Consider the following 12426-nt stretch of genomic DNA (forward strand, 5'->3'; position numbering starts at 1 on the left):
TGCTCGACGGGAAGTTTCGCCGTGCTGTCGACGGCTCACGATCCTACCCGCTCACCCCAGACAGGTGGGTCCGAGCAGCGACTTGAGGTCGCCGAACAGGTCTGCCGAGACCTTGACGGGCATCGGCACTTCGAACACCTTCGCGGTACCCCCGCGGTGCACTCGGAGCAGCACCTCGGTGTCGCCGTTGTGCCGGCGAAGAACCTCGGCGAGCTCCGTCATCACGCGTTCCGTCGCACGCTGCTCGGGGAGGACGAGCGCCAGCGGACCCGCGGCATCGAACGATCCGATGTCGGGCGCGAACGCCGATTGGGCATGGAGGTTGAGCCCGTCATCCCGTCGCGAGACGCGCCCGCGGACAGCGAGGATCGCATCCTGCTGCAGCGTGTGCTGGAACTCGGTGTAGGTCTTCCCCATGAACATCACGGTCACCTCACCGTTGAAGTCCTCGACGGTGATCATGCCGTAGGGGTTTCCGCTGGCCTTGGCGACGCGGTGCTGCACGCTGGTGACGAGCCCCGCGACCGTCACCTGGTCGCCGTCCTGGAGGTCCTCGGAGTTGTTGAGGTCGTGAATCGAGATCGACGCGTGCTTCGCCAGTGGTACTTCGAGCCCCGCGAGCGGATGATCGGAGACGTAGAGCCCGAGCATCTCCCGCTCGAAGGCGAGCTTGTCTTTCTTGATCCACTCCGGACGCGTGGGCACCTTGGCGGGCGCCGCCTCTTCCATGCCGTCGTAGAGGCTGTCGAAGTCGAAGCCGATCGCGCCTTGGGCCTCGTTGCGCTTGCGGTCGACGGCCGCCTCGACCGCGTCTTCATGCACCTCCATGAGGGCCCGCCGCGTGTCTCCCATCGAGTCGAAGGCGCCGGCCTTGATCAGCGACTCGACGGTGCGCTTGTTCGAGACGTGCAGCGGCACCTTGTCGAGGAAGTGGTGGAACGAGGTGAACCGCTCGTCCTTTCGAGCCCGCACGATGCCGTCGACGACGTTGCTGCCGACGTTGCGCACAGCGCCGAGACCGAAGCGGATGTCGTCGCCGACGGCCGCGAAGTAGTTGATCGAGTCCGACACATCGGGCGGGAGCACCTTGATACCCATGCGGCGGCACTCGTTCAGGTACAGCGCCATCTTGTCCTTGGAGTCGCCGACGCTGGTCAGCAGCGCCGCCATGTACTCGGCGGGATAGTGCGCCTTGAGGTAGGCGGTCCAGTACGACACCAGACCGTACGCGGCAGAGTGGGCTTTGTTGAAGGCGTAGTCCGAGAAGGGCAGCAGGATGTCCCAGAGCGCCTTGATCGCCGCCTCGCCGAACCCGCGCTGCTTCATGCCGCCCGCGAAGCCCTCGTACTGCTTGTCGAGCTCGGACTTCTTCTTCTTTCCCATGGCGCGGCGCAGGATGTCTGCCTGTCCGAGGCTGAACCCGGCCACCGCCTGGGCGATCGCCATCACCTGCTCCTGGTAGATGATGAGGCCGTAGGACTCCTGAAGGATGTCTGCCAGCGGCTCCTCGAGCTCGGGATGGATCGGGGTGATCTCCTGAAGACCGTTCTTGCGCAGCGCGTAGTTGGTGTGCGAGTTCGCTCCCATGGGCCCGGGACGGTACAGGGCGATGAGGGCCGAGATGTCACCGAAGTTGTCGGGCTTCATCAGGCGCATCAGCGAGCGCAGCGGCGGGCTGTCGAGCTGGAAGACACCCAGAGTGTCACCGCGCGCGAGCAGCTCGTACACGCCCGGGTCGTCGAGGCCGAGGTGCTCGAGGTCGAGCTCCTCGCCACGGTTCGTCCGGATGTTGTCCAGCGCGTCCGAGATGATCGTGAGGTTGCGGAGCCCCAGGAAGTCCATCTTGATCAGACCGAGCGACTCGCACGACGGGTAGTCGAACTGCGTGACGATCTGGCCGTCCTGCTCGCGCTTCATGATCGGGATGATGTCGAGCAGCGGGTCGGACGACATGATGACGCCGGCGGCGTGCACACCCCACTGCCGCTTCAGTCCCTCGAGCCCGAGCGCGCGGTCGAAGACCGTCTTCGCCTCGGGGTCGGTCTCGATCAGCGCACGGAACTCGCTCGCCTCTTTGTAACGGGGGTGCGCAGAGTCGAACATCCCGTCGAGCGGCATGTCCTTACCCATGACGGGCGGCGGCATCGCCTTGGTCAGGCGCTCCCCCATGCTGAACGGGAATCCGAGCACACGACCCGCGTCCTTCAGAGCCTGCTTGGACTTGATGGTGCCGTACGTGACGATCTGGGCGACGCGCTCCGAGCCGTACTTCTCGGTGACGTAGTCGATGACCTCGCCACGACGCCGGTCATCGAAGTCGACGTCGAAGTCAGGCATCGAGACGCGGTCGGGGTTCAGGAACCGCTCGAAGATCAGACCGTGCTCGAGGGGGTCGAGGTCGGTGATCTTCATCGCATACGCGACCATGGAACCGGCACCGGAGCCACGGCCGGGACCGACGCGGATGCCGTTGTCCTTGGCCCAGTTGATAAAGTCGGCGACGACGAGGAAGTAGCCGGGGAAGCCCATCTGCAGGATGATGCCGGTCTCGTACTCCGCCTGCTTGCGCACCTTGTCGGGGATGCCACCCGGGTACCGGTAGTGCAGACCCGTCTCGACCTCTTTGATGAGCCAGCTGTCCTCGGTCTCGCCGTCCGGCACCGGGAACCGCGGCATGTAGTTCGCCGAGGTGTCGAACTCGACCTCGCAGCGTTCGGCGATCAGCAGGGTGTTGTCGCACGCTTCGGGGTGATCGCGGAACAGCTGCCGCATCTCGGCGGCCGTCTTGATGTAGTAGCCGTCGCCGTCGAACTTGAACCGGTTCGGGTCGTCCATGGTGGAGCCCGACTGGACGCACAGGAGCGCCTCGTGCGCGTCGGCCTCGTGCTGGTGCGTGTAGTGCGAGTCGTTGGTGGCGACGAGCGGGATGTTGAGGTCTTTCGCGAGCCGGAGCAGATCGGTCATGACCCGTCGCTCAATGGAGAGACCGTGGTCCATGATCTCGGCGAAGTAGTTCTCCTTGCCGAAGATGTCCTGGAACTCTGCGGCCGCCGCCCGTGCCGCGTCGTACTGGCCGAGCCGGAGTCGTGTCTGCACCTCGCCCGACGGGCACCCCGTCGTCGCGATGATCCCCTTGCCATAGGTCTGGAGCAGCTCGCGGTCCATGCGCGGCTTGAAATAGTAGCCCTCCATGCTCGACCGGGAGCTGATCCGGAAGAGGTTGTGCATGCCTTCGGTGCTCTGGCTCCACATCGTCATGTGGGTGTAGGCGCCTGAACCGGAGACGTCGTCGCTCTTCTGGTCGGGCGAGCCCCACTGCACGCGTGTCTTGTCGCTGCGGTGGGTGCCCGGGGTCATGTACGCCTCGAGCCCGATGATGGGCTTGATGCCCGCGTTGCGCGCCGCGTTGTAGAACTCGAACGCCGCGAAGGTGTTGCCGTGATCGGTCACCGCGATGGCCGGCATGCCGTATTCGGCGGCCGCCTGGGTCATCGCATTGATCTTCGCCGCACCGTCCAACATCGAGTACTCGCTGTGCACATGAAGGTGGACGAAGGAGTCGGATGCCATGCCTTCGAGTCTACGGCGGAGCCCCGACACCGAAGGTCGGTGCCAGTCTCGTCCGCACGCGGTTGATGCGCGATCGGACGGCCCCACCGCGACGCCGAGGGCGATCGCGATCTCTTCGTAGGTGAGATCTCCCCAGGCAGACAGCAGCTGAGAGCGACGCGATCATCGGCGCCAGCTCCCTGGTGGACGTCATCGACTGCACCCGGCGCTCGGCGTCGACCCTCGTCATCGCTTCGTCGAACCCACCGTCCGACAAATGCTCCTCGCCCGCGACGGATCCTGCGAACGACCGCCAGTGCTTTGCCTCCACCGCCCGATGCCTGCGAATCACGCGCGAGGCGATGCCGAGCAGCCAGGGCACTGCTGATTCGACGTTGGCGTCGTAGTCTGCGCGGCGGCGGAAGGCGACGAGGAACGTCTCGCTCAACACGTCTTCCGCGGCGTGCCGTCCGATGCGATAGGTCGCGAACGCGTTCACGGAGCGCGCATGTCTATCGAAGAGCTCGGCGAACGCCGCCGGCTGCTGAAGAGATCGCTGGATGATCTCGCTGTCTGTGCTCACGCTGTGTATTGCCCGTGTGGCATCGAACGGTTCACGCTTTCTTCGAAGAATTTCGTGACGCGCCCAGATCGAGCCTCATCAACACCCGAGGGAACCCGTCGAGCGCGGAACCCGTGTCCGCCGCCTTCGCGAACCCCGCGCTCTCGAAGAGCGCTCGAGTGCCGACGTACGCCATGGTGAGATTCACCTTCTCCCCGGCGTTGTCGACGGGGTACCCCTCGATGGCCGGGGCTCCGCGTTCTTTCGCGTATGCCACCGCTCCCTCGATAAGCGCGTGGGAGATGCCCTGTTTGCGGTGCCCCGGCCGCACGCGGAAGCACCACAGCGACCACACGTCGAGGTCGTCGACCTGTGGGATCAGCCGATTGCGGGCGAAGCTCGTCTCACGCCGCGGGTGCAGCGCCGCCCAGCCCACCGGCTCATCATCGAGGTACGCGATCACGCCGGGTGGCGGATCCTGATGACACAGCTCCCGCACACGATCAGCGCGCTGCTCCCCGCGCAGCGCGACGTTCTCCTTGCTGCCGATGCGATAGCTCAGGCAGAAGCAGACGTTCGACGTCGGTTTCTTCGGGCCGACGAGCGCCGCGACATCGTCGAACTCCGTTGCTGGTCGAACCTCGATGTCCATGCGATCAGTGTGCCGGAGACGGCCGACATCGCAACGCCGACGCACGGGCTATTCGCCGCGCAGCACATCCAGTGCGTGCCGGAAGTCCTCCGGATACGGGGATTCGAACTGCACCCAGTCCCCCGTCGTCGGATGGGCGAACGCCAGCTGGTGCGCGTGCAACCACTGCCGAGTGAGCCCGAGCCGAGCGGACAGCGTCGGGTCGGCTCCGTAGAGCGGGTCCCCGACACAGGGATGCCGATGCGCCGCCATGTGAACACGGATCTGGTGAGTGCGGCCCGTCTCGAGATGGATCTCCAGGAGCGAAGCACCGGGGAAGGCCTCGAGCGTCTCGTAGTGAGTGACCGAGGGCTTGCCGTCCGGAACCACCGCGAACTTCCAGGAGTGGTTCGGGTGCCGCCCGATCGGCGCGTCGATCGTGCCCGCCAGCGGATCCGGATGCCCCTGCACCACGGCGTGATAGATCTTCTCGACCGTGCGGTCCTTGAACGCCTGCTTCAGAACCGTGTAGGCGTGCTCGGACTTGGCGACGACCATCAGACCGCTGGTGCCGACATCGAGCCGATGCACGACGCCCTGACGCTCGGGAGCGCCACTCGTGGCGACACGGAATCCTGCGGCCGCGAGAGCGCCGACGACCGTGGGGCCCTCCCAACCGACCGAGGGATGCGCCGCGACGCCGGTGGGCTTGTCGACCACGACGATGTCGTCGTCGTCGTACACGATGCCGAGTTCGGGTACCGCGATCGGGACGATCTTCGGTGCTTCCTTCGGCTGCCACTCCACATCGAGCCACCCGCCGCCGCGGAGGCGGTCGGACTTGTCGAGAGTCACGCCATCCAACCGCACACCGCCTGCTGCGGCGACGTCGGCGGCGAAGGTGCGGGAGAAGCCCATGAGCTTCGCCAGGGCTGCGTCGACGCGAGTGCCGTCCAAGCCGTCGGGCACCGGCAGAGACCGCGATTCCACGGTCAGCGACCTTCGGATGCGGGAGCTGCACCCTCCGAGGGTGCATCGTCCTCGTCTGTGCGACCGGCGGGTGCGTCCGCCGGCATGACGTCGGCGTCGGTCTCGGTGGCGGCGACAGCCGCCGCCGCTGCGGCCTCTGCTTCCTCCTCCGTCTCGACCACGGCATGGTCATGCTCGCGCGTGCCGTCGAAGCGAAGCCCGAACACGACGAGGAGTGCGACCGAGATCATGCCGGTCACGATGAAGATGTCTGCCACGTTGAAGATCGCGGGCATCATCCACGGCATGGAGATCATGTCGACGACGTGTCCGACAGGGAAACCGGGCTCACGGAGCAGACGGTCCGTGAGGTTGCCCAGCACACCGCCGAGCAGGCAGCCGAGAACGACGGCCCACAGTCGGGATCTGATCCCGAACGCCTTCCAGATGATGATCGACGCCACCACCGCGAGGGCGATCGTGAAGATCCACGTCACCTCGGAGCCGAGCGAGAATGCCGCGCCGGGGTTGCGGACGTAGTACAGCTGAAGGAACTCGCCGAGAACCGGAACCGGCTCATGCAGAGGCAGGTTCTCGATGGTGAGGTACTTCACAAACTGATCGGCGGCCAGCACGAGCGCTGCGAGAATCGCAACGATCGCACCGGCCGCCGACCGACGAAGGGGCGGGCGTCCTGACAAGAGGCGCCTTACAGACCGATCGCGGAGACGGGCGTGGAGTCCGTGGACGCCGACTTCTCGTCGAGCTCTCGAAGCTGGCCCTCGATGTAGCCGCGCAGCTGCGAGCGGTAGTCGCGCTCGAAGTTGCGGAGTTCGGTGATGCGGGCTTCGAGCGTGTTGCGCTCGCGCTCCAGGCGTGCCGACTCTTCGCGCTGCTTCGCCTCGGCCTCGGTGCGGATGCGCGCGACCTCGGTCTCCGCCTCGGCGATGAGCGCGTTGCGCTTCGCCTCACCCTCGGCCACGTGCTCGTCATGCAGACGCTGCGCGAGCTCGATGATGCCGGCCGTCGCGGTCGCGGAACCCGTCGGAGCAGGCTCTGCAGGCACCTCGGCGACGGGCGCGGGGGCTTCGGTCGCGGCCGGAGCTGCCGGTGCGGCAGCCTCGGGAGCGGCGCCGGATTCGTACGCTGCCAGCTTGGCCTTCAGCTCGACGTTCTCCTCGAGAGCCTTGCGCCACTCGATGACGATCTCGTCGAGGAAATCGTCCACCTCGTCCGGGTCGAAGCCGTCCTTGAAACGGACGTGCTGGAACTGCTTGGTGACGACGTCATCCGGGGTAAGTGCCATGAGTGGCTCCTCTTTCGATGAGTTCGAATGCCAGTATCGATGTATGGCGTGGTCGTGATGTGGCGCGAACCCGGGGCGCGCACCTGGGTGCCAGCATAGCCCCCGCGCCACAGCGCCGCGATGTCGCGACACCCAGACTGCGGGAACTCGGGGCGTGCCCGACGGGAGAATCAGGCGGTGTTCGTCAAATGAAAAGCCGCACGATGTTCATCAGGATCAGTACCACCAGCAGGGTGAGCGTGAACCCGAAGTCGAGGGACAGCGACCCGATCCGCAGGGGCGGGATGAGCCGCCGGAAGAACCGGATGGGTGGATCGGTGACCGTGTAGACGGCCTCAGCGGCGACCAGACCGAAACCCTTCGGACGCCATTCCCGATTGAACATCGGGATGTAGTCCAGGATGAGGCGCGCGAAGAGCACGAAGATGTACAGCAGCAGCACCAGATGGACGATGCTCGCCGCGACGGAGACCAGCTCCACGAGTTACGACTGGTCGAAGCCCGCAGACTCAGCGTCTGCGTGTGCGATGCCCCCGTGGCCCGAAACCGCGATGTTCTCCGGCGAGAGCAGGAACACCTTCGAGGTGACGCGCTCGATACGGCCGTACAGACCGAGGGAGAGCCCGCTCGCGAAGTCGATGAGGCGACGCGCATCGGCATCGCTCATCTGGGAGAGGTTGATGATGACGGGGACGCCCTCGCGGAAGCTCTCGGCGATCAGCTGCGCATCGCGGTACTGCTTCGGGTGGACGGTGAGGATCTCGTTCACGGCTCCTGCAGACGGCTGGCGGACGGCGACGGGGCGACGCAGCGGCGTGACGGGAGCCGGTGCGGGCTCCTCGCGGTCACGGTCGCGTTCGCGGTGAGCGCGGGCAGGTGCCTGCGCCTCCTCCTCGTAGACCTCTTCCTCGTCGGCGAGGCCGAGATACACCATGGTCTTCTTCAGCGGGTTACCCATCGTGTCCTCCGGTTCGAACGTTTGGGGCTGGTCTTTTCACAGGTTAACCCCGGTCGGGCCGGGGGCCGGTGATTGCGGAGCCGATCCGCAGGTGTGTCGCACCGGCGGCGATCGCCTCGGCGAAGTCTCCGGTCATCCCGGCTGAGATCCAGGACGCGGCGGGCTCGGCGACGCGGACGGCATCGGCGATGTCGCGCAGCCGAGCGAACGCGGCAGCCGGTTCCTCATCGAGGGGCGCCACCGCCATCACGCCGCGCAGGCGCAGCGACGGGAGGGAGAGCACGTGCTCGGCAAGAGCCACCGCATCCGTGGGAGCGACGCCGCCTCGGCCTGGATCGTCCGTCAGGTTGATCTGGACGAGCACGTCGAGCACGTCGTCGCTCTCGGCCGCCCTGTGCAGGGCATCGGCGAAGCGGTCGCGGTCGACCGAGTGCACGACGTCGGCGCTGCGACGGATGGCGGCGGCCTTGTTGGTCTGGCCCTGACCGATGAAGTGCCAAGTCAGATCGAGAGCCGCCAACTCGGTCTGTTTCGCCGACAGCTCCTGCTGACGGTTCTCCCCGACCTCGCGCACACCGAGCGCACGCAGGTCGCGCACGAGGGAGGCAGGGTGGAACTTCGTCACCACGATACGGGTGATCTCCTCCCGCCCCCGCCCTGCGGCGCGCGCGGCGACGGCGATGCGTTCATCGATCGCCGTCAACCGCTCGGCCAGGCCCAGATGGTCCTGGCCGTCGACCGCCGAGGTCACTTCAGGAATTCGGGGATGTCGATGTCGTCGTCAGCGAAGGCCGGCTCGATGCTCGTGGTCGGCACGCGCTGCTGCACGGGCTCGGGCTTCGCCGTCTCGCTCTTGGTCTCGGACTCGTCCGGGAGGGCGACCTCGGGGAGCGTCGCGGCCGACGGACGCGAGACGACCATCGGGTCCAGACGGAGGGAGGGCTCCCCGCCGTCGAAACCGGCGGCGATCACGGTCACGCGGACCTCGTCGCCGAGGGTGTCGTCGATGACCGTACCGAAGATGATGTTCGCCTCGGGGTGCGCGGCCTCCTTGACGAGATCGGCGGCGTCGTGGATCTCGAAGATGCCGAGGTTCGATCCACCCTGGATCGAGAGCAGTACGCCGTGCGCACCCTCGATGGATGCTTCGAGCAGCGGCGACTCCACGGCCAGCTCCGCGGCCTTGATCGCACGATCGGCGCCGCGGGCGGAACCGATTCCCATGAGGGCCGATCCTGCACCCTGCATGACCGACTTGACGTCGGCGAAGTCGAGGTTGATCAGACCCGGGGTCGTGATGAGGTCGGTGATGCCCTGGACACCGGCGAGCAGAACCTGATCGGCGGTGGCGAAGGCCTCGATCATCGAGATGCCGCGGTCGCTGATCTCGAGGAGACGGTCGTTCGGCACCACGATGAGGGTGTCGACCTCTTCCTTGAGCTTGGCGACGCCGGCCTCGGCCTGGCTCTGGCGGCGGCGACCCTCGAAGGAGAACGGCTTCGTGACGACACCGATGGTGAGGGCGCCGATCGACTTCGCGATGCGTGCCACGACCGGGGCGCCACCGGTTCCGGTTCCGCCGCCTTCGCCGGCGGTCACGAAGACCATGTCGGCACCGGTCAGGGCCTGCTCGATCTCTTCGGCGTGGTCCTCGGCGGCGCGTCGACCCACCTCGGGGTCCGCACCGGCACCGAGGCCTCGGGTGAGCTCGCGGCCCACATCGAGCTTGACGTCGGCGTCACTCATCAGCAGCGCCTGCGCGTCGGTGTTGACGGCGATGAACTCGACTCCGCGGAGACCGAGATCGATCATGCGATTGACGGCATTGACGCCGCCACCGCCGACGCCGACGACCTTGATCACGGCGAGGTAGTTCTGGTTCTGGCTCATGGCCGGCCTCCGATTATTCGAGCCTGGAAAAGGGTGAACCTTAAACCTCAACTAGAGGTGTAAAGTATTTCCCGGTATTGCGTTCTCTTTGATCGAAGGTAAGCGCCGCCCGCCCTCGTGCGCGCGATCACGTGGGCGTGTCGCCCCATTCCCTCGCGAAAGCCGTCGGCGTTGCCGCGAAAGCCGTCAGCCGACGACGGCCACCTCGGGAGACGTGACGTCGATGGACGCCGCATCCGGGTTCTTAGCCATGGTCACCGAGAGTGTGAGCGCCTTGAGCGCCGACTCCTCCGCGCTCCCCCAGACCACGACCAATCCGGAATCGAGCGTCAGCGTCACATCGTCCGCGGTCGTCGCACGCACACCCGTGAGAGCGGCACGGACATCGGCCGGCAGCGCGCGCACGACGAGCCCGGCGCTCTGGAAAGCTCGCGACTCGACCCCGCCGTCGACGTCGATCACCGGCTGGCCCGCCGGCTGATCGGACGTGGTCGAGAGCGCGACGCCGGCGGCGTCGACGAGGGTGTATCCGGCGGTCGATCGGATGACGCCGACAGGCGTGCGCTCCACGATCCGCACCGTCAGGTCGTGCGGAGGGCGCGCTTCCAGCGCATACGTCTCGATGAGGGGAAACGCCAGCAGCGCGGCCTTCACCTCGCTGGTGTCCACGAGCGCGAGCGGCGTGCCGACCTGGTCGCCCAGAGCAGCCTCGATCGCAGCAGGATCGAGACTCGCAGCCCCGACCACGGTGATCTTCTCCACGGCGAACAGCGGACTGTACGCGGCCGCGACGCTGCCCCCGATCAGCAGGACCACCGCGCCGATGCTGCTCAGCCAGATGATCCGTCGACGCCGGGAACGCTGCGTGAAGCGCCGGATCTCGGAGCGGAGCGCCTTGCGTCTGGCCCGTGCCGCTCGCCACACGTCTCTCGTGGAGGTCGGCTCCGGCTCGTCGGCGACAGCCCCGGCGGCGCCGTCAGCACGAGGCTCCGGCACCGATTCATCCGATTCGGCCCGCGCTCCGACGAGGTCGTCGCTCCGACGACCGGGGCGCACCCGCCGTTCTGACGCGACGCCCTTCTCCGCCGGGTTCTCCGGGGCGGACGGAAGCGGTGCGGGACGGCGCATCGCTATGCCTCGTCGGTCTGGCGCAACGACTCGAGTACCTGCGGGATGATCTGGTAGACGTTGCCGCAGCCGAGGGTCACGACGAAGTCGCCGTCACGGGCGACCGTGGCGGTGTAGTCGGCCGCCTGCTGCCAGTCGGCGACGTAGTGCACATGGGACGGGTCGCGGAACGCGGTGCTCACCAGCTCCCCCGTGACGCCGGGCACCGGGTCTTCCCGAGCGCCGTAGACATCGAGCATCACCGTATGGTCCGCGAATTCCTCCAGGACGTCGGCGAACTCCTGATACATGTGCTGCGTGCGGGAGTACGTGTGCGGCTGCTGGATCGCGATGATCCGCCCTGACCCCGCGATGCTGCGCATGGCCTCGAGTGCCGCCCGCACCTCGGTGGGATGGTGCGAGTAGTCGTCGTACACCGTGACGCCCCGCTCGATACCGTGCTGCTCCAGCCGGCGCACGGTGCCGGCGAAGCCCTCGACGGCGCGCACGGCGTCGACGAGCGCGTACCCGAGTGCCCTGAGCACCGCGACGACCCCCGCCGCGTTGATCGCGTTGTGCACGCCGGGGACCGCGAGCTGCATGCGCACCTGCTCGTCCCCTTGGCTGATGGTCGCGGCGACCGGTCCGGCCGCGACGATGTCGCTGACACGCACGTCGGCGGTTTCCGCCTGACCGAATGTCAGCACGTTCGGATGGCTGATCCCGGCGCCGACGCGGAGCGCTCCGGCATCGTCGCTCGAGATGACGACGGCTTCGCTGGCGGCGTCGGCGAAGCGCACGAACGCGTCGTGGAACGCCTCCTCCGAGCCGTAGTGGTCGAGGTGGTCGGGGTCGACATTGGTGATGAGCGCCACCGCGGTGTCGTAGAGCAGGAACGTGCCGTCGGACTCGTCGGCCTCGACCACGAACAGGTCGCCCGTGCCCGTGGCGCTCGAGGTGCCGAGCTGCTCGATGACGCCACCGTTGACGAAGTGCGGGTCGGCACCGAGCTCGCGCAGCGCCGTGACGATCATCCCCGTCGAGGTGGTCTTCCCGTGCGCCCCCGCGACCGAGACCAGCCGTCGGGAGCCGATCAGCCAGTGCAGCGCCTGCGACCGGTGGATCACGTGGAGACCGCGAGCCTTGGCCGTCACGAACTCGGGGTTCTCGGGCCAGATCGCCCCGGTGTGCACGACGGTGTCGGCATCGCCGAGGTGTGCGGCGTCGTGGCCGACGTGCACGGTCGCCCCGGCGGCTGCCAGAGCACGCAGGTTGTCGCTGTCCGCACGGTCGCTGCCGGAGACGCGGATGCCCGCATCGAGGAACATCTTCGCGAGGCCGCTCATGCCGGAACCGCCGATGCCGATGAAGTGGGCGGCGGTGATCGTCTCGGGAATGGGGAGGGAGAGGTCGGGTCTGATCATGTCCGCTTCAGTCTACTTTTCTTCGCTGTT

General features: G+C 66.9%; 12 protein-coding genes. All 12 read right to left on the reverse strand.

Annotated elements, in window-relative coordinates; all coding sequences use genetic code 11:
- Nucleotides 1-51 precede the first annotated feature (51 nt).
- Nucleotides 52-3570 carry a DNA polymerase III subunit alpha gene (gene dnaE, locus ACWGO6_RS12625; protein ID WP_452326868.1) on the reverse strand — a complete coding sequence of 1173 codons (3519 nt, stop codon included), beginning with the start codon at nucleotides 3568-3570 and terminating at the stop codon, nucleotides 52-54.
- 10 nt (nucleotides 3571-3580) lie between these two features.
- Nucleotides 3581-4132 carry an RNA polymerase sigma factor gene (locus ACWGO6_RS12630; RefSeq protein WP_452326869.1) on the reverse strand — a complete coding sequence of 184 codons (552 nt, stop codon included), beginning with the start codon at nucleotides 4130-4132 and terminating at the stop codon, nucleotides 3581-3583.
- A 31-nt stretch (nucleotides 4133-4163) separates the two neighbouring features.
- Nucleotides 4164-4763: a GNAT family N-acetyltransferase gene (locus ACWGO6_RS12635; protein WP_452326870.1), complete on the reverse strand. Its 600-nt coding sequence runs from the start codon at nucleotides 4761-4763 to the stop codon at nucleotides 4164-4166.
- A gap of 48 nt (nucleotides 4764-4811) precedes the next feature.
- The gene (locus tag ACWGO6_RS12640) at nucleotides 4812-5732 is read right to left on the reverse strand and encodes an RluA family pseudouridine synthase (RefSeq protein WP_452326871.1); all 921 of its coding nucleotides are present in this window, start codon (nucleotides 5730-5732) and stop codon (nucleotides 4812-4814) included.
- 2 nt (nucleotides 5733-5734) lie between these two features.
- Nucleotides 5735-6412, reverse strand: coding sequence for a signal peptidase II (gene lspA / locus ACWGO6_RS12645; protein ID WP_452326872.1), 678 nt, complete (start codon nucleotides 6410-6412; stop codon nucleotides 5735-5737).
- A gap of 8 nt (nucleotides 6413-6420) precedes the next feature.
- A complete protein-coding gene (locus ACWGO6_RS12650; RefSeq protein WP_136042171.1) occupies nucleotides 6421-7017 on the reverse strand; it encodes a DivIVA domain-containing protein in 597 nt (198 codons plus the stop codon).
- A 184-nt stretch (nucleotides 7018-7201) separates the two neighbouring features.
- A complete protein-coding gene (locus ACWGO6_RS12655; protein WP_376106817.1) occupies nucleotides 7202-7498 on the reverse strand; it encodes a YggT family protein in 297 nt (98 codons plus the stop codon).
- 3 nt (nucleotides 7499-7501) lie between these two features.
- On the reverse strand, nucleotides 7502-7975 hold the full coding sequence (locus tag ACWGO6_RS12660; protein ID WP_029261566.1) for a cell division protein SepF: 474 nt from the start codon (nucleotides 7973-7975) through the stop codon (nucleotides 7502-7504).
- Nucleotides 7976-8018: 43 nt separating this feature from the next.
- On the reverse strand, nucleotides 8019-8696 hold the full coding sequence (locus ACWGO6_RS12665; protein WP_452326923.1) for a YggS family pyridoxal phosphate-dependent enzyme: 678 nt from the start codon (nucleotides 8694-8696) through the stop codon (nucleotides 8019-8021).
- A 26-nt stretch (nucleotides 8697-8722) separates the two neighbouring features.
- Nucleotides 8723-9865, reverse strand: coding sequence for a cell division protein FtsZ (ftsZ, locus tag ACWGO6_RS12670; RefSeq protein ID WP_136042173.1), 1143 nt, complete (start codon nucleotides 9863-9865; stop codon nucleotides 8723-8725).
- Nucleotides 9866-10051: 186 nt separating this feature from the next.
- Nucleotides 10052-10993: an FtsQ-type POTRA domain-containing protein gene (locus ACWGO6_RS12675; protein WP_136042174.1), complete on the reverse strand. Its 942-nt coding sequence runs from the start codon at nucleotides 10991-10993 to the stop codon at nucleotides 10052-10054.
- A gap of 2 nt (nucleotides 10994-10995) precedes the next feature.
- Nucleotides 10996-12396, reverse strand: a complete 1401-nt coding sequence (gene murC, locus ACWGO6_RS12680; RefSeq protein ID WP_452326873.1) for a UDP-N-acetylmuramate--L-alanine ligase — start codon at nucleotides 12394-12396, stop codon at nucleotides 10996-10998.
- Between the last annotated feature and the right edge of the window lie 30 nt (nucleotides 12397-12426).

The organism is Microbacterium sp. NPDC055665 (assembly GCF_053618035.1).

Excerpts from the sequence above, each read along its gene's own strand:
- dnaE (WP_452326868.1), bottom strand. The coding sequence starts at position 3,570 with ATGGCATCCGACTCCTTCGTCCACCTTCATGTGCACAGCGAGTACTCG.
- ACWGO6_RS12635 (WP_452326870.1), bottom strand. The coding sequence starts at position 4,763 with ATGGACATCGAGGTTCGACCAGCAACGGAGTTCGACGATGTCGCGGCG.
- ACWGO6_RS12650 (WP_136042171.1), bottom strand. The coding sequence starts at position 7,017 with ATGGCACTTACCCCGGATGACGTCGTCACCAAGCAGTTCCAGCACGTC.
- ACWGO6_RS12660 (WP_029261566.1), bottom strand. The coding sequence starts at position 7,975 with ATGGGTAACCCGCTGAAGAAGACCATGGTGTATCTCGGCCTCGCCGAC.
- ftsZ (WP_136042173.1), bottom strand. The coding sequence starts at position 9,865 with ATGAGCCAGAACCAGAACTACCTCGCCGTGATCAAGGTCGTCGGCGTC.
- ACWGO6_RS12675 (WP_136042174.1), bottom strand. The coding sequence starts at position 10,993 with ATGCGCCGTCCCGCACCGCTTCCGTCCGCCCCGGAGAACCCGGCGGAG.
- murC (WP_452326873.1), bottom strand. The coding sequence starts at position 12,396 with ATGATCAGACCCGACCTCTCCCTCCCCATTCCCGAGACGATCACCGCC.